The following is a 17,449-nucleotide window of genomic DNA, read 5'->3' as shown; positions in this document are numbered from 1 at the left end:
CCCGCCCGGGCCACCCGCCCGCGCTGGCCGCCCCGCCCGCCCGGACTCGACTCCTAGGGCGGCACCGGCCGCTCGGTCCAGACGGAGATCGCCTCTGAGGTACCCGAGATCACCACCAACCCCTCCTGGTCGGTGCGGAAGGGGCGCGTGCCGGCGAGCGCGAGCATCGCCAGCAGCTCATCGGTCGGGTGCCCGTACCGATTGCCGAGACCCACCGAGACGACCCCGACGGATGCCCGCACCGCCAGGTAGAGCGCCTGGCTCTGGTCGGCCGATCCGTGGTGGGCGACCTTCACGATGTCCACCACCGGCAGGGTGTTCGCGGCGCGCACTGCGCTCTGCGCCTGCTCGCCCAGGTCACCGAGGAAGAGCATCCGGAGCGGACCGGTGAGGCTCACGGTGACGCTGGCGTCGTTGCCTCGGAGGGTGGTGCCGTCTTTCGGCCAGATGACGTCCCAGTGGTAGTCGCCGAGCTCGCCGGCGAGGCCCCGCCTGGCCTGTTCGACGTGGGCTCCGCCCGCGCGGAGGGAGGAGAGCAGCGCCTCGTCGTGCGCACCGTCGGTCGGCCCGACGAGAGCGCGGTCGACCCGGCCGACGACCGCGGCGACGCCGCCGACGTGGTCTCGGTCGTAGTGCGTGAGCACGAGGAGGTCGATGCGCTGCACGTGCATCCGCTCCAGGCAGCGGGTGAGCGGCGCGGGATCCGGCCCCACATCGATCAGGGCGATCTCGTCGCGGCTGTGCACCAGCACCGCGTCGCCCTGGCCGATGTCGCAGGCGGCGAGCTGCCAGTCGCGCGGCACGGCGGCGTCGCGGGCCAGTGCCGCGCCGCCCAGGCCGGCCAAGGAGATCAGCAGGCCGCAGGCAGCCGCCGCACCGCAGACGCCCGCGACGACGGGATGCCGCCGCGCCGCGAACAGTGCGACGAGGACCAGGACGGTCGCGAGCAGCGCCACCAGCACGGCCACAGCGCTGTCGGGCAACGCGATCGCCGCGAACGGAGCCCCGGCGAAGAAGCGGGCGACCGCGCCGATCCACGCCGAGGGCACCCACGGCAGCCAGGCCGCGAGCGCCGCGAGACCCGGCGCGATGACGCTCAGCAGGCACAGCACGAGTCCCAGGATGCTGACCAGCGCGGCCGCGGGTTCGGCCAGCACATTGGCGGGCAGCGTGTACGGCGTGAGCTGCGGCGCGATCGCGAACAGCACCGGCTGGCAGGCGATCTGCGCGGCCGTGGGCACGGCGAGCGCCAGCGCGAGAGAAGCGGGCATCACCCGACCGGCCAGGGCCGCGATGGGCCGCGTGAGCAGCAGGAGTCCGGCGGTGGCCAGCACCGAGAGGGCGAACCCGGCGCTCCGGTCGAGCCAGGGATCGAGCGTCAGCAGCACCACCACCGAGAGGCAGAGCGGCGGAATCCCTGCCGACGGCCGGCCGATCGCGAGTGCGACGAGCACGATCACCGCCATGGCGGCCGCCCGCAGCACGCTGGGTTCGGGCGTCACCAGCACCACGAAGAGCACCAGCACGAGAACCGAGAGCCCGATCCGCAGCCGCCGGCCGAGCCTGATCGCCCCTCCGAGCAGCATCACCGCCGTCACGACCACCGCACAGTTGGCGCCGGACACCGCCGTGAGGTGCGTCAGCCCACTCACCGTCATGGCCTGCCGGAGTCCGTCGGAGACTCCCGTGTCGTCGCCGATGGCCAACCCCGCGAGAAGTTCTGCACCGTCGCCCGGCAACCCCGCGGTGCTCGTGCGGAAGGCGGCGCGGGTGCCGTTCGCCCACACCAGGTACCACGGTGGATCGGCGACCAGATGGGGCGTATCGCGGGCGAAGAACAGGAACTCCCGCGAATCACCCGGCTCCAGCGCGGTCAACGTGCCCCGCACGACGAGCGCTGAGCCGATTGGCCACGACGAGGCGTCCGCATCCGCCGCCGGCACCGAGGCGAACACCACCGTCGGCGCGCGGGCCGGTACGGTTCGGTCGCCCGCCGTGAAGGACTCCAAGACGGTCTCCAGGGAGATCCTCGTCTCCGGGGCGGGCCCTGCGGCGCCGGCGGGTGCCCCAGACGTCGCTTGCGGAGGGGACTGCGGATACGTCGCAGCGAACCCGTCGGCACGCACCTGCGGGAGGCCGGTCACGAGGAACCGCGCGGAGCCGACCCGCGGCCCGCCGTCAGCGACATCCGGGTGCCTCAGGTGTCCCAGCCCGAACACCGCCGTCGCCACCAGCGCCAGCACGGCCACCCCGAGAGCCGCCGTCGGCAGCATCCCCACCGCACGCGCCTCCCCGCTCCCACCGGCCACGGCAGCCGCCCGTGGCGAGGTGGTGGCGCGTGGCGAAGTGGTGGCGGGTGGCGACGCGGTGGCAGGCCGCGAGGTGGCGGCAGGTGAGGTGGGGATCGCGGATGGCGAGGCGCTCACGGGTGGAGAGGCGATCACGGGTCGTGACACGGTCGCAGGTGGTGATGCGGTCGCAGGTGGTGATGCCGGGGGCGGATGGTGGGGCGGTGGGGAGCGGCGAGGTGACAGCGGGTGGTGGGGCGGCCGGGCCCGACGAGGCTCTGCGGCGGCGGAGGTGCTGCCGGCGGAGGTGCTGCCGGCGGGGGTGCGGCCGGCGCTGTCGCAGGCACAGGAGGGTCAGCACGGCGGCGGCCGGCCAGGCGAGTGCGGCGGTCGCCGCGGCGGCTTGCGGCGACCCGGTGAGCACCCAGGCCGTGGCCCAGGCGAGCACGGCCGCGGGCGCGAGCCGCAGGTCGGGGGCCATCACACCGTCACGAGGTCGCGCAGACCCTCCAGCGTCTTCTCGCCGATCCCGGTGACCTGCAGCAGGTCGTCGACGGAGGCGAAGCGGCCGTTCTCGGTGCGCCAGCCCACGATTCGGGCCGCCATCGCGGGGCCGATCCGCGGAAGCGCATCGAGGTCGAGCTCCGTCGCCGCGTTCAGGTCGATCGGTGCCGTCACCGCAGGAGCTCCCGCGCCACCCCCGCCCACTGCCGCGGCGCCCGCTCCGCCCGGGCCCGCCGAGCCTGCGGGAACCGTCTCGCCGACCGCGAGCACGCGCACCTGCTCCCCGTCGGCCAGAGGGCGCGCGAGGTTCACGGAGGCCTGCTCGGCCGTCTCGGTGAACCCACCGGCCAGACCGACCGCATCCACGACCCGAGAGCCCTCGGCGAGCTCGTAGACGCCCGGATGCGCGACCGCGCCGAGCAAATGCACGAGGATGACCGCTCCGGCCGCCTCCGGGCCGCCCGCGGTGCCGCCCGCATCCGGAGCCGCATCCGTCGCCCTCGACGCAGAAGCGGGCGGGGAGATCGAACTGGACGGATTCGACGAGGGGTTCGACGCCGGCGTTGCACCGGCGACACCCCCACCCGTCACCACGGTCGTCGCGCCCACCGGCGACAGCGCGGTGATCAGCACCGAGCAGACCAGTGCCACGACGACGAGCACGATGGCGGCCCCCACACCGATCCGCACGCGCGCCGACGGGCCCCGCGGCACCTGCGCGGGAGGCTCGGGAATCGCCTCAGCGGACGCGGAGACCGGACGCTTCAGATCTGACATGCGGTCAGAGTAGGCAGGCGGTCTCCGCGGCCGGAGCGGCTCGAACCGATCTGTGCAGAACTCCTAGCGGACCGACGGCCTGTGGAGAATCCTCAGGCCGAGACCGAGACCGAGACGACTACGACGCGGGCTTCGTGACGAAGTTCACCAACCGCGGCGCGCGCGCCACCACGGTCACGATCTCGCGATCCCCGATCGAGCGCACCACCGACGGGAGCGCACGGGCCTGAGCCTCGAGCTCCGGCCCCGCGATCTTCGGCGAGACCTCGAGCCGATCGCGCACCTTGCCGTCGACCTGCACCACCGCGGTGACGGTCTCCTCGGTCAGCAGCGTTCGGTCCGCTCCGCGCCATCCGTAGTTCGCGATCGACGGCTCGTAACCGAGCCGCGCCCACATGTCCTCCGCCGTGTACGGCGCGAACAGCGACAGCCCGAGCGCCACCGTCTCGACGGCCTCGCGCACGGCGGGGTCGCCACCGCCCGGGCCCGAGTCGATGGCCTTGCGGGTGGCGTTCACCAGATCCATCAGGCGCGCCACCACGACGTTGAACTTGAAGGCCTCGATCAGTCCGGGGGCCTCGGCCAGGAAGCGGTGCGTGATGCGCCGCAGGGCGCGGTCGCCGTCGCGCCAGTTGACCTCGGGCGGCGTGGTCACGTCGCCGACGAGCCGCCAGGCGCGCGCCAGGAACTTGGCCGATCCGGCCGGGGAGACGTCGGCCCAGTCGATGTCGTCCTCCGGCGGGCCGGCGAACGCCATGGTCAGGCGGATGGCGTCGACACCGTGCTCGTCGAGCTGGTCGGAGACGCGAACCAGGTTGCCCTTCGACTTCGACATCGCGGAGCCGTCCATCAGCACCATGCCCTGGTTCAGCAGCGCACTGAAGGGCTCGGTGAAGCCGACGTAGCCGAGATCGAACAGCACCTTCGTGATGAAGCGCGCGTAGAGCAGGTGCAGGATGGCGTGCGTCACGCCGCCGACGTACTGGTCGACGGGCGCCCACTTGTCGACCTGCTTGGGGTCGAAGGCCTGCGTGCTGTCCTGAGGCGACAGGAACCGCAGGAAGTACCAGGAGCTGTCGACGAAGGTGTCCATCGTGTCGGCGTCGCGGAGCGCCGGCGAGCCGTCGACCGGATTGGGCACGTTCACCCAGTCCGCGGCGCCACCGAGCGGCGAGGTGCCCTTGGGCGTGAGGTTCAGCCCTTCGGTCGGCGGCAGCAGCACGGGCAGCTGGTCTTCCGGCACCGGGTACTCCGTGCCGTCCGCTCCGTGGATGATCGGGATCGGCGTGCCCCAGTAGCGCTGGCGCGAGATCAGCCAGTCGCGCAGGCGGTAGTTCTTCGCGGGGCGACCGAGTCCCTGCGCCTCGAGGATCTCGATGATCTTGCGGATCGCGTTCGACTTCGACAAGCCGTCCAACGGTCCCGAGTTGATCAGGCGCCCGTCGCCACCGAGCGCGATGCCCGTGGTGCCCGGGTTCAGGTCTTCGAGTTCGGGCAGGTCGTCGGGGTCGAGCACCGGGATCACGCCGGTCACCGGCGCGAGCGTGTCGACGACGACCTTGACCGGCAGGCCGAAGGCGCGCGCGAAGTCGAGGTCGCGCTGGTCGTGCGCGGGCACGGCCATCACCGCGCCGTGGCCGTAATCGGCCAGCACGTAGTCGGCGGCCCAGATCGGCAGGCGCTCGCCGTTCACCGGGTTGATCGCGTAGCGCTCGAGGAAGATGCCGGTCTTCGGCCGGTCGGTGGCCTGGCGCTCGGTCTCCGACGACTTCTGCACGTCGGCGAGGTACGTCTTGAAACGCTCCTGCACCTCGGCCGAAGGCGATCCGGCGGCCAGCTCGATCGCGAGATCGGAATCGGGCGCGACCACCATGAACGTCGCCCCGTAGAGCGTGTCGGGACGGGTCGTGAACACCGTGACCGGCTCGTCTCGCCCCTCGATGGCGAAGTCGACGTCGGCGCCGATCGAGCGGCCGATCCAGTTGCGCTGCATCGCGATGACCTTCGACGGCCAGGTGCCCTCGAGCTGCTTGAGGTCGTCCAGCAGGCGGTCGGCGTAGTCGGTGATGCGGAAGTACCACTGCGTCAGTTTCTTCTTCACCACGAGGGCGCCGGAGCGCTCCGAGGTGCCGTCGGGCAGCACCTGCTCGTTGGCGAGCACAGTCTGGTCCACCGGGTCCCAGTTCACCCAGGATGCCTTGCGGTAGGCGAGGCCCTTCTCGTACATCTTGAGGAACAGCCACTGGTTCCACTTGTAGTACTCGGGGTCGCTGGTGTGCAGCACGCGGTCCCAGTCGAACGATCCGGCGTACTTCTTGAAGGTCGAGTGCTGCTGCTCGATGTTGTCGTAGGTCCACTTGCGGGGGTCGAGGCCCCGCTTGATGGCGGCGTTCTCGGCGGGCAGGCCGAACGAGTCCCAGCCGATCGGATGCAGCACGTTGAAGCCCTGCTGGCGCCAGTAGCGGGCGATCACGTCTCCCAGCGCGTAGGCCTCGGCGTGCCCCATGTGCAGGTCGCCCGAGGGGTACGGGAACATGTCGAGCACGTACTTGCGCGGGCGCTTGTCGCCCTCGGTGTCGACCTGGAAGGGCTTCAGCTCCTCCCAGATGGGCTGCCACTTGTCTTGGATGGCCCGGAAGTCGTAGCGCTCGGCGTCGTCGTGCCCGGCAGCGCCGGTCGTCTCGCCCTGGGCCTCGGCGGAAGTGTTCTCGGTGACCACGTGACTCTCATTCATTGCAGACGCAGGCGACAGGCTTTTCGGCAGGACTGCCAGAAGGGGGGTCGCTCGGGATGGCACGCGCAGCGCACCAGGACACAACATTACTAAACCCAGCCGGGTTCGGACCGGTCCAGCGGATGCGGCGGGCGTTCCGGCCACCGTTCGTGTTCACTCCAGCGGGTCTCAGGCCGAGCTCGGCCATAGTGCACGAGCTTCGCGTCAGGGTCTCTGGAGTGAACGGCGAACGGGCTCCGGATGCCTGCACTACCGTGGAGGGACGACCCGGAAGGAGTCTGCGTGCCCGACGCCCCCGCCACCTTCGTCTGGACCGGCGACGCCCTCCTCGAGCGCCCGCTCCCCCCGCACTCGGCGCTCCTTGCGGCCGACTCGTGGTTCGTCTCGGCCGAGGGCCGCACGCGCGCGCTCGATGCGCATCGCGAGCGCTTTCTCGACGCGGCCGCCACGGCTCCGGATGCCGAGCCGTTCTGGGGCGCGGCGATCGGGCGGCTGCGGGCCTTCCGCTCAGGGCCGCTGTTCCCGCGCGTCGAGCTGGCCGTGCGCGACGACGACGGCTCCCCCGAACTGCGCCTCCGGGTGCGGGTGGCGCCCCGGCTGCGGGAATCGACCGTGCTGATGACGCACACCGGCCCGGATCCGCGCCGCACTCCCCGCGTGAAAGGCCCCGACCTCGAGCGGCTGCTCGAACTGCGCGCCGGAGCCCAAGAGAACGGGGCCGATGAGCTGGTGCTGCTCGACGAGGGCGCCGGGGGCGTGATCGCCGACGGCGCGAGCTCGGCTCTGCTGTGGTGGCGCGGCGAGACCCTGGTGGCGCCGGCCGGTGACCTGGCGCGCGTGGCGAGCATCACGGCGCGCAGCATCCGTCTGATCGCGACGGCGACCGGCACGCGCGTCGTGGAGGAGCGCGCGCATCCGGCCGACCTCGACGGCTGCGAGGTGTGGGTGGTCAGCGCCCTGCACGGCATCAGCGTGGTCGACGCCTGGATCGACGGCCCCGCGGTGGATGCGCGCCCCTCCCGCGCCACCACCTGGCGCAAGCGCCTGAACGCCCTCAGCCGCCCGCTCTGAGGCCGGGCCTCAGCGGGGTGTGGGCGTGGGGAGGTGGACGGTGGCGGTGACCAGGTGCTCCGGCACGGGGGTGTGCGAGATCAGGAGCACGGCGCGGTCGGCGGATGCGGCCGCACGCAGGAGGTCGTCGAGCAGGGCGTCGGCGCGTTCCGGATCGACGTTCGCAGTGGGCTCGTCGAGCACCAGAACGGGGAACTCGGCCAGCAGCGCCCGCGCGAGCGCGATCCGCTGGGCCTGACCGCCCGAGACCAGGGCGCCGCGCTCCCCCACCCGCGCCGTGAGGCCGCCGCGCTCGCGCAGCCACTCGCCGAGGCCCACGCGCTCGAGCACCGCCCGCAGGTCGTCGTCGGTGGCGGTGTCACGCGCGAAGAGCAGGTTCTGCCGGATGTCGTCGTCGAACAGGTGCGGCCGCTGCTCGCAGAGCCCCACGACCTGGCGCACCGCGTCTTGCGGATACTCGCGCACGTCGACGCCGTCGAGCTCGTAGCGGCCGCCGTGCTCGAGGAAGCGGACGAGCACGTGGGCGAGCGTCGTCTTGCCCGATCCGCTGGCGCCGCGCACGAGGATGCGATCGCCGGGGCCCACCGTCAGGTTGAACCCCTGAAGCGCGTCGGCGGACTCGCCCGGCCAGCGTGCCGAGACGTCGCGGAGGGCGACCGAGACCGGGCCGTCCGGGACCGGCCGCAAGGCCCTGTCGCCGGCGCCCCCCTCCGCCGGGATCCCGGCCGGCACCGCGTCGGGCACCACGCTCGCGATCCGCTCGGCACTGGCCGCCACCTGACGCCAGGCCCCGGCCGCGAGCGGGATCATCGCGAACACCTCGAACACCGCCAGCGGCACCAGAGCGATCAGCGCCAGCGCCGGCCCGTCGAAGCCGCCCTGCCCGAGCTGCGGAACCCCCACGACGAGGATCAGGATCGTGGCCGCTCCCGCGAGCAGCGTCACCAGCGCCGCGGTGATCCCGGCCCCGGCCGAGCGCCTCACGAGCGCACGGGTGAGACGGGCGTCCGCCTCGGCGAGCGCCGCCCTGGACCGCGCTTCGGCCCCGTACGCGATCAGCAGGTCGAGGTTCTCGAGGTGGTCGCCGAGCTCGGCGCGATAGCGGCCGCGCAGTCCCGCCAGCGACCGCTCGGCCCGCGCCGAGACCGCCGCGTTGGCCGCCGTGCCGAGCACGAAGGCCAGCAGCAGGGCGATCAGCAGCACGATCCCGGCGGCCGGCAGGATGATCCACACCACCACGACCGCGACCACCGCCGTGAGGCCCGACACCAGCAGCGGTTGCAGCACCCGCAGCGGCAGGTTCTGCTGCTCGTCGACATCCGACACCAGCCGGCTCAGGAGGTCGCCGCGGCGGGCCCGCCCGAGCCCGTCGGGCGACACGGGCACGAGCCGCTCATACACTCCGACCCGCAGTTCGGGCATCGTGGCGAACGCGGCGTCGTGACTGACGAGCCGCTCGAGGTAGCGGAAAGTCGCCCGCCCGAGAGCGAAGGCACGCACCGCCACCATGGCCGCCGAGAGGTACAGGATGGGCGGCTGCTCGGCCGCCCGCGTGATCAGCCAGGCCGCGGTGGCGAGCAGCCCCACGGCGCACAGCGCGCTGAGAACGCCGAGCAGCACGCCCGGCGCGAAGCGGCGGAGCGAGGGCTGGGCGAGCCGCAGCACGTCGGAGCGATTCACGAGGCCACCGCGATCCGCGCCTCGAAGCGGATGACGTCGTCGGCGGCCGCGAGCACCGCGGGCCGGTGACTCACCACGAGCACCACGCGCCCCTCGTCGGCCAGGGTGCGCAGGCTCCGGATGAACTCACCCTCCGTCTCGTCGTCGAGCGCCGAGGTGGGTTCGTCGAAGACGATCACCTCGCGGTCGAGCCGGCGGGCGCGGTAGACGGCACGGGCGGCGGCCACGCGCTGGGCCTGGCCTCCGGAGAGGCCCCCGCCGCGGGGGTCGACGGCTGCGTCGAGACGGATGCTGCGCCCACCCACGAGGTCGAGCGCGGCCCGGGCGGCGGCGAGAGCCGCGCCGTCCCGAGCCACTGTGCCGTCGGGGACGCCCGCATCCGTCGCCGTCGCCGCGTCATCACCGAGCATCACGTTCGAGGCGACGGTGCCGCTCAGCAGGGTGGCGCGCTGCCCCGACCAGGCCAGCCACGCGCGCGGCGCGGGCTCATCCGTCACGTCGTGCCCGTTCAGCAGCACGCGCCCCTCGGCCGGCACGAACCCCAGCAGTGCCGCCACGAACGAGCTCTTGCCGCTGCCGCTCGGGCCGGCCAGCGCGGTCACGGCGCCGGCGCGCGCCGCCGCATCCAGCCCCTCGAAGGCCACAGAATCCCCGTACCGCACCCCCAGCCCGCGCACCTGAAGCCCGTCCGAAACGAAGGAGTTTTCACCCGGCGCGCCGCCGGGCTCCACCCCGGCACCGGCGCGCCGGGAGGAAACTCCTTCGTTTCGGAGAGAGAGACCCCCGGGCTGGGCTGCCGGGGCCGGGGCGGGGAGCGGGAGCGCCACCGCCTCGTCGAGGAGCTCGAAGACCGAGGTCGAGGCGGCGACGCCGTCGGCCGCCGCGTGGAACTGGGCGCCGACGTTGCGCAGTGGCAGGAAGGCCTCCGGCGCGAGCAGCAGCACGAACAGGCCGACGCCGAGCCCCAGGCTGCCGTCGATCAGGCGCACGCCGATCGACACCGCCACCAGCGCCACCGAGAGACTCGCCGCGAGCTCGAGCGCGAAGCCGCTGAGGAACGACACCCGCAGCACCTTCATCGTCTCGCCGCGGTACTCCTCGGTGACGGTGCGGATTCGCGCGCTCTGGCGGTGCTGGCGCCCGTAGATCTTGAGCGTCGACAGGCCGCCCACCACGTCGAGGAAGGCGGTCGAGAGCCGCTGCAGCTTCTGCCACTGCCGCTGCTGCACGGCCTGGGTGGCCCAGCCGATCAGGATCATGAACACCGGGATGAGCGGCAGCGTGAGGGCCACCGTGAGTCCCGAGATCCAGTCCTGCCACCAGATGACCACCACCAGCACGGGCGTCGCGATCGCGGTCAGGATGAGCTGCGGGAGGTACTTGGCGAAATACGTGTCCAGCGCATCCAGCCCCGACCCCGCGGTGACCGCGACCGAGGTCGAGTTGCGCGTGGCGAGCCGGCCGGGACCGAGCCGGGTGACGGCATCCAGAACCCGGGCGCGCAGCTCGCTCTTGACCACGGCGGATCCGCGGGCGGCGTTGATGTCGGTGGTCCAGGACACCATGAATCGCACCAGCACCACCCCCGCCAGAAGCAGCAGTGGGAGGCCCACGTCCCCGAGCGGCGCGCCCGCGATCGCGCCCACGACGACCTGGGTCACCAGAAAGGAGAAGGCCACCACCGCAGCGGTCTGCAGCACGGCGAGCGCTCCCCCGGCCACGAAGAACGAGCGGGCAGCGCTCGCGTACTTCAGGAGCCTGGGATCGACGGGACGCACGTCTCTAGTGTGCCGCCTCGGGAAGCTCGGCCGCCTCAGGGATCTGCGCGCGCGTCACCCGCTTGCGGAAGATCCAGTAGGTGAACCCCTGGTACGCGAGGATCAGCGGTAGGAAGATCAGCGCCACCCAGCTCATGATCGTGAGCGTGTACTCCGACGACGAAGCGTTCTCGATGGTCAGGCTGTTCGCCGGATCGTTCGAGGCCGGCATCACGTCGGGGAACAGGGCGAAGAACAGGCTCAGCACCGCCAGGCCGATGGTGAGCGCCATCAGACCGAACGCGACTCCTTCGCGAGCCCGCAGGTTGGCCAGGAACGAGCCGATCAGTGCCACGGCGGCCGCGGCCGAGAGCAGCGCCGAGGCCAGCGTGCCGAAGGCGAGAGTCGTCCAGAGCAGGAAGGAGGCGGCCACCACGATCGTGACGACACCCGAGCGCGTCGCCAGACGGCGAGCCCGGAGCCGGATGTCGCCATCCGTCTTGAGCGAGACGAAAACTACTCCGTGGGTGAAGAAGAGCAGCAGCGTGGTGAGGCCGCCGAGCAGCGCGTACGGGTTCAGCAACGCGAGGAAGCCGCCGATGTAGTTGTGGTCGGCGTCCAGCGGCACGCCCGCCACGATGTTCGAGAACGCCACACCCCAGAGGAAGGCGGGCACGGCCGAGCCGATCACGATCATCCGGTCGAAGCGCTTCTTCCAGGCCGCCTCGGGCCGCTGGTGCCGGTACTCGAACGAGACCCCGCGCAGGATGAGCGCCAGCAGGATGAGCAGCAGCGGCAGGTAGAAACCGCTGAACAGCGTCGCGTACCACTCGGGGAACGCGGCGAACAGCGCGGCACCGGCCACGATCACCCAGGTCTCGTTGAGATCCCAGATCGGGCCGATCGTGTTGATCAGCACGCGGCGATCCTTGTCGTCACGGCCGAGGAAGGGCAGCGACATGCCGACACCGAAGTCGAAGCCGTCGAGAACGAAGTAGCCGACGAAGAGAAAGCCGACGATGCAGAACCAGAGAATTGTGAGATCCATCATCCGCTCCTAGTAGACCGTGGCCTCGTGCTTGAGTTCCCCGGTCTCCGGGTCTTCTTCGGGCGGCTCGTCGGGCCCCTTCTGGATGGCCTTCTTGATCAGCTTGAACTCCACCACGGCGAGCGTGCCGTAGATGGCCGTGAAAGCGACCAGCGAGATCAGCACGTCGAGCCCCGTGATGCCCGGCGAGACCGCGTCTTCGGTCTTCAGCAGGCTGAACACGATCCAGGGCTGGCGGCCCATCTCGGTGAAGATCCAGCCGACGATCATGGCACCGAGCGAGAGCGGGAAGGCCCAGATCGCCACCCGCCACATCCACCGCCAGCGCGGCTGACGGCCGCCGCGGGTCATCCAGAGACCGACGACCGCGACGAGCACGTGCGCCATACCGAGGCCGATCATCCAGCGGAAGGCCCAGTAGGTGATCCAGATCGTCGGCGTGTAATCGCCGGGGCCGTAGAGCTGCACGTACTGCGCCTGCAGGTCGTTGATGCCCTCCACCGTGCCGTCGAAGGTGTGCGTCGACAGGAACGACAGCAGATAGGGCACCCGGATGCTGAACAGCTCGCTCACGCCGTCCGGAGTTCCCAGGGTGAAGATGGAGAACGAGGCATCGGCACCGGTCGAGGTCTTGTAGAGCGCCTCCGCCGCCGCCATCTTCATCGGCTGCGTCTCCACCATCGCGAGGCCCAGCTGGTCGCCCGAGAGCACGGTGAGCGCGCCCGCGATCACCATCATCCAGAGGCCGAACTTCAGCGCCGGGCGCATGGTCTCGAGGTGCTGGTTGCGGTAGAGGTGCCAGGCGGCGGCCGCGATGATGAGGCCGGCGGTCACCATGAAGCAGGCGAAGATCGTGTGCGGGAACGCCGCGAGCGCCACCTTGTTGGTGAGCAGCGCCCAGATGTCGGTGAGCTCGGCGCGCCCCTTGGCCTCGTTGATCTGGAAGCCGACGGGATTCTGCATGAAGGCGTTCGCCGCAATGATGAAGTAGGCCGAGAGCACGCTGCCGACGGCGGCGATCCAGATGCTGGCGAGGTGCAGCTTTTTGGGGATGCGGTTCCAGCCGAAGATCCAGAGGCCGATGAAGGTCGCCTCCAGGAAGAAGGCGAGCAGGCCTTCGAGCGCGAGCGGGGCGCCGAAGACGTCGCCGACGAAGCGCGAGTAGTCGCTCCAGTTCATGCCGAACTGGAACTCCTGCACGATGCCGGTCACCACGCCCATGGCGAAGTTGATCAGGAAGATCTTGCCGAAGAAGCGGGTGAGCTGGAGATACTTCGACTTGTCGGTGCGCACCCAGGCCGTCTGGAAGATCGCGACGGTCACCGCGAGCCCGATCGTCAAGGGCACGAAGAGGAAGTGGTAGATCGTCGTCAGGCCGAATTGCCAGCGCGACAGGATCAGAGGATCGAGCAGTTCGTTCACGCGAGAACTCCTTTGCGTGGAAGGTGAGGCCACGCTGCCGCCGTAGGGGGATACGACACGTCGATTCTAGCAGCTTGTATACAAGCAGACCGACCATCGGGGAATCCTCTGGTTGATTCGCTATCGTGAGGGGCATGCGATGTGGAATACAAGCATGAACGAGGCGCTGTCCTGGCTCCTGGATACCGTGCAGTCGGTAGATCCCCTGGTCAGGACCATATTGGCAGGCGTCGCCATTCTGCTGGAGACCAGCGTGCTGATCGGGCTGATCGTTCCCGGCGACACGGTGGTGCTGGTGGCCTCGACAGGCGTCGAGGGGCCACTTGAATACACGTCGATGATCGTCGTGGTGGTGATCGGGGCCCTCTGCGGCGAGAGCCTGGGGTTCGCCATCGGCCGCTGGTTCGGCCCGAGACTGCGCGCTTCCAAGCTGGGCGGCCGGATCGGCGAGAAGAACTGGGCGCGGGCGGAGACGTACCTCGCGCGTCGCGGCGGTATCGCCGTCTTCCTCTCCCGCTTCATCCCCGTGCTGCACTCGCTCATCCCCCTCACGGTCGGGATGAGCCCGATGCGCTACCGCCGCTTCATGGCCTGGACGGCCCCCGCCTGCGTCATCTGGGCGGTCGCCTACGTCTCGGTCGGCACCTTCGCCGCCGGCAGCTACCGCGAGCTCTCGAAAGAACTGCACGGCGCCGGCTACCTCTTCGTAGCCGCGATCGTGCTGTTCGCCGTCCTGGTCTTCGTCGTCAAGAAGCTCATCAACCGAGCCGAGGCCCGCCACATGCGAGAGACCCCGCCTCCCCCCGCCGAAGCGGAGGAGGACGGGGTCTCGTGAGAGGTCGCACCTTTTAGAACAGGGCGACCTTCTCCAGCCAGTTAGAACAGGGCGACCTTCTCCAGCCAGGTCTTCGCGATCGTGTCGGCCGACTCCTGGTCGTTCACGCTCTGCGAGTTGAGGTCGACGAGGTCGGCGGCGGTGAGGGCCGCGCTGACCTTGTTGATGACCTCGGTGACCTCGGGGGTCGCCGCATCCGTGTTGATCAGGGGCACGACGTTCGAGGCCAGGAACAGGCCGTCGGGGTCTTCGAGGGTCACCAGACCGGAGGTCTTGATGTTCGGGTCGGCCGAGTAGATGTTGACCATCTGCACGGTGTTGTCCTTCAGCGCCGAGATGGTCAGCGGTCCGCCCGAGTCCTCGATCGGGGTGAAGCCCACGGTCACGCCGTAGGTCGACAGCAGCCCGTCGGGACCGTACGGCCGCGTCTGCAGCTCGGAGTTGCCGCCCAGGGTGATGGGCGTGGTGACGTTCTTGAGGTCGGCGAGACTGGTGACCTTGTTGGCCTCCGAGAACTCCTTGGTGACGTTGTAGGAGTCCTGGTCGGTCGCGGACGACTGGTCGAGCACCTCGAGTCCTTCGGGCAGCGCATCCGCGAGCGCCGCGTAGACGTCGTCGCTGGTCTTCGCCGTGGTCTCGGGGTCGTAGTACTGCAGCAGGTTGCCGGAGTACTCCGGGAACAGCTGCACCTCGCCGCTCTCCAGAGCGGGCAGGTAGGCGTCGCGCTGGCCGATGTTGAACTGGCGCGTCACGTCGATGTCGTTGGCCTCGAGCGCCTGGGCGTAGATCTCCGCGATGATCTCGTTGGAGTAGTACGCCTGCGATCCGATGACGACGGTGCCGGATGCGGCATCCGATGAACCCGATGTGGATGAGGTGTCCAGCGGATCGCTCGACGCACACCCTGCCAGCGCGACCGCCGCGCTGACCACGACTAGCCCTGCGACGAGCCGGCCTTTCTTGATTGCTGTGATCATGTGATTGTCTTCCCTTCTTGGATGGGATTTCCCATCACCGCGCGCGGTCGGGATGACCGCGTACGGGGGTCTTTGAGTTCTTTCGCGACGACACCGCGTGGAACCACCAACTTCTGCAGGAGGGCGAAGATTCCCTCCAGCACCAGAGCGAGCGCGGTCACCAGGATCGAGGCGCCGAGCGCGAGCGGGTAGTTCTTGGTGGCGAAGGCCTGGAAGATGAACGCCCCGAGCGCCCCACCGGAGACGTAGGCGGCCAGGGTGGCGGTGGCCACGACCTGAAGGACGCTCGAGCGGATGCCGCCGATCAGGAGGGGCAGACCGAGCGGGATCTCGACCTTGGTCACCACCTGCCACTCGGTCATCCCCACGGCGCGGGCGGCATCGATGGTCTTGCGGTCGACCGCCTCGAAGCCCGCATAGGCGCCCGCGAGGATCGGCGGGATGGCGAGGATGACGAAGGTGAGCAGCGGCGCGCGGAAGCCTATCCCGAGGCCGAGCGCGAGCAGGATGATGACGCCCAGGCTCGGCAGCGCGCGGAAGCTCCCCGAGAGCGCGACCGCGATGTCGCGGCCCCGCCCGGTGTGGCCGACGAGGTATCCGAGCGGCACCGCGATCACGGCGGCGATCGCGACCGCACCGAAGGTGTAGGCGAGCTGCTCGAGCAGGCGGGCGAGCCATCCGGTGGGCCCGCCGATGTTGGCGGGGTCGAGGATCCAGGCGAAGGCCTCGGCGACGATGTTCACTGGCCCGCCCCCGTCAGCACGGCCGTGCGCGCGCGCTCGACCTCACGGGTGCGGCTGCGCTTCACCCGGTCGGCCCGGCTCCACGGCAGCACCAGCCGCCCGATCAGCACGAGCACCAGGTCGAACACGATCGCGATGATCAAGACGGCGATGATTCCGGTGATCACCTCAGCCGGGATCGAGCGTTGCAGCCCGTTCACGAACAGGTATCCGAGGCTGGTCACCCCGATCACCGAGCCGATCGTCGCCAGGCTCACCGTGCTCGCCGACACCACGCGCAGGCCCGAGAGGAGCACGGGGCCGGCGAGCGGCAGTTCGACGCGCCAGAAGCGCTGCCAGCCGGAGTAGCCCATGGCCGAGGCCGCCTGCAGGATGTCTTTGTCGACCGAGCCGAGGCCATCCGTCGCCGTGCGCACCATCAGGGCGACCGCGTAGATGGTGAGCGCGACGACCACGTTGACCGACGAGAGCTGCGGGGTGCCGAGGATGAGTGGCATGAAGATGAACAGCGGCAGCGACGGGATCGTGTAGAGCAGGCCGAGCACCACCAGGATGGTGCCGCGCGAGATGCGGTAGCGGTTCGCCACCCAGCCGATCGGGATGGAGATGAGGAAGCCGATGATGATCGGCGGGATGCACAACGAGATGTGCGCGAGCATCAGCTCCCACACCAGGTCGAGGTTGTTGCCCACCCAGTTCACGACTGCAGGACTCCCGTCGGGGTGCCGTGCTCGTCGACCACCACGTCGCGGTCGCCCACCCGCTGGATGCGCAGCATCCGCTTGCCGCGATCGGCGCCCACGAAGCTCGCCACGAAGTCGTTCACCGGGTTCGCGAGGATCTCGGCCGGCGTGCCGACCTGGGCGATGTGGCCGCCCTTCTGCAGGATCACGACCTGGTGCCCGAGCAGGAATGCCTCGTCGATGTCGTGCGTGACGAACACCACGGTCTTGCCGAGGCCTTCTTGCAGCCGGATGGTCTCCTGCTGCAGCTCGGCGCGCACGATCGGGTCGACGGCGCCGAACGGCTCGTCCATCAGCAGGATGTTCGGATCGGCCGCCAGCCCGCGCGCCACACCCACGCGCTGCTGCTGGCCGCCGGAGAGCTGGCGCGGGTACTTCTCGGCGAGTGAGCGGTCGAGGCCCACGGTGTCGAGCAGTTCGAGCGCGTGCTCACGCGCCTCCTTCTTGGCGACGCCGTTCAGCACGGGCACGGTGGCCACGTTGTCGATCACCTTGCGGTGCGGCAGCAGACCCGAGTTCTGCATGACGTAGCCGATCCGGCGGCGCAGCTTCACGGGGGCCAGCGTGCTGGTGTCTTCGCCGTCGATCAGGATGCTGCCCGACGTGGGGTCGATCATCCGGTTGATCATGCGCAAGAGCGTCGTCTTGCCGCACCCCGAGGAGCCGACGAACACCGTGGTCTTGCGCGGTGGGACGACGAGATCGAACCCCTCCACCGCCACCGTCCCGTCGGGGAACTGCTTCGTCACCGAACGGAACTCGATCATGCGGGGCCCAATCGTCGGCGGACCACCGGGCGCGGTCCTCAGAACAACCCAAACATCTAACCGGGGAAACGCAAACCCCTGGCGTCAGACAATGTCACACTGC

At 70.2% G+C, this 17,449-nt stretch carries 13 protein-coding genes; 2 read left to right on the top strand and 11 right to left on the bottom strand.

Features of this window, described 5'->3' with window-relative positions:
* Positions 1-53 precede the first annotated feature (53 nt).
* The 3 genes from Q0D75_RS03125 to leuS all read right to left on the bottom strand — a co-directional run bounded on the left by Q0D75_RS03125 (position 54) and on the right by leuS (position 6,288).
* The gene (locus Q0D75_RS03125; RefSeq protein WP_291049273.1) at positions 54-2,273 is read right to left on the bottom strand and encodes a ComEC/Rec2 family competence protein; all 2,220 of its coding nucleotides are present in this window, start codon (positions 2,271-2,273) and stop codon (positions 54-56) included.
* A gap of 495 nt (positions 2,274-2,768) precedes the next feature.
* Positions 2,769-3,569, bottom strand: a complete 801-nt coding sequence (locus Q0D75_RS03120) for a ComEA family DNA-binding protein (protein WP_291049260.1) — start codon at positions 3,567-3,569, stop codon at positions 2,769-2,771.
* Between the two features lie 118 nt (positions 3,570-3,687).
* Positions 3,688-6,288, bottom strand: coding sequence for a leucine--tRNA ligase (leuS, locus tag Q0D75_RS03115; protein WP_291049258.1), 2,601 nt, complete (start codon positions 6,286-6,288; stop codon positions 3,688-3,690).
* 297 nt (positions 6,289-6,585) lie between these two features.
* Between leuS and Q0D75_RS03110 the strand changes: the two genes are divergently transcribed.
* On the top strand, positions 6,586-7,374 hold the full coding sequence (locus tag Q0D75_RS03110; RefSeq protein WP_291049256.1) for an aminotransferase class IV: 789 nt from the start codon (positions 6,586-6,588) through the stop codon (positions 7,372-7,374).
* Positions 7,375-7,383: 9 nt separating this feature from the next.
* On the opposite strand, the gene cydC is transcribed toward Q0D75_RS03110, so the two are convergent.
* Genes cydC through Q0D75_RS03090 form a run of 4 tightly spaced genes read right to left on the bottom strand, consistent with a single transcriptional unit; the run spans position 7,384 to position 13,281 of the window.
* Positions 7,384-9,054: a thiol reductant ABC exporter subunit CydC gene (gene cydC, locus Q0D75_RS03105; RefSeq protein ID WP_291049254.1), complete on the bottom strand. Its 1,671-nt coding sequence runs from the start codon at positions 9,052-9,054 to the stop codon at positions 7,384-7,386.
* Entirely contained in the window at positions 9,051-10,832 is a 1,782-nt protein-coding gene (gene cydD, locus Q0D75_RS03100; RefSeq protein WP_291049252.1) for a thiol reductant ABC exporter subunit CydD, read from the bottom strand. Before cydD ends, cydC begins: the two co-directional genes overlap by 4 nt.
* A 4-nt stretch (positions 10,833-10,836) precedes the next feature.
* Positions 10,837-11,859, bottom strand: a complete 1,023-nt coding sequence (gene cydB, locus Q0D75_RS03095; protein WP_291049250.1) for a cytochrome d ubiquinol oxidase subunit II — start codon at positions 11,857-11,859, stop codon at positions 10,837-10,839.
* 9 nt (positions 11,860-11,868) lie between these two features.
* Positions 11,869-13,281: a cytochrome ubiquinol oxidase subunit I gene (locus tag Q0D75_RS03090; protein WP_291049248.1), complete on the bottom strand. Its 1,413-nt coding sequence runs from the start codon at positions 13,279-13,281 to the stop codon at positions 11,869-11,871.
* Positions 13,282-13,435: 154 nt separating this feature from the next.
* Between Q0D75_RS03090 and Q0D75_RS03085 the strand changes: the two genes are divergently transcribed.
* Positions 13,436-14,116: a DedA family protein gene (locus Q0D75_RS03085; protein ID WP_291049246.1), complete on the top strand. Its 681-nt coding sequence runs from the start codon at positions 13,436-13,438 to the stop codon at positions 14,114-14,116.
* A gap of 41 nt (positions 14,117-14,157) precedes the next feature.
* Here Q0D75_RS03085 and Q0D75_RS03080 read toward each other — a convergent pair whose 3' ends face one another.
* From Q0D75_RS03080 to Q0D75_RS03065, 4 genes are read right to left on the bottom strand one after another with little or no spacing between them, the layout of a single operon-like run.
* A complete protein-coding gene (locus Q0D75_RS03080) occupies positions 14,158-15,093 on the bottom strand; it encodes an ABC transporter substrate-binding protein (RefSeq protein WP_291049242.1) in 936 nt (311 codons plus the stop codon).
* Complete coding sequence (locus Q0D75_RS03075; protein ID WP_291049239.1) at positions 15,090-15,836, bottom strand: ABC transporter permease; 747 nt, start codon at positions 15,834-15,836, stop codon at positions 15,090-15,092. Before Q0D75_RS03075 ends, Q0D75_RS03080 begins: the two co-directional genes overlap by 4 nt.
* Complete coding sequence (locus Q0D75_RS03070) at positions 15,833-16,537, bottom strand: ABC transporter permease (protein ID WP_291049236.1); 705 nt, start codon at positions 16,535-16,537, stop codon at positions 15,833-15,835. The genes Q0D75_RS03075 and Q0D75_RS03070 overlap by 4 nt, the downstream gene beginning before the upstream one ends.
* Complete coding sequence (locus tag Q0D75_RS03065) at positions 16,534-17,346, bottom strand: ATP-binding cassette domain-containing protein (protein WP_291049233.1); 813 nt, start codon at positions 17,344-17,346, stop codon at positions 16,534-16,536. Before Q0D75_RS03065 ends, Q0D75_RS03070 begins: the two co-directional genes overlap by 4 nt.
* Positions 17,347-17,449: the final 103 nt, after the last annotated feature.

This window comes from Herbiconiux sp. (assembly GCF_023264855.1).
Taxonomy (GTDB): Bacteria; Actinomycetota; Actinomycetes; order Actinomycetales; family Microbacteriaceae; genus Herbiconiux.
Note: the sequence above shows the minus strand (reverse complement) of the source record. Positions and strands in the feature narration are given on the sequence as shown.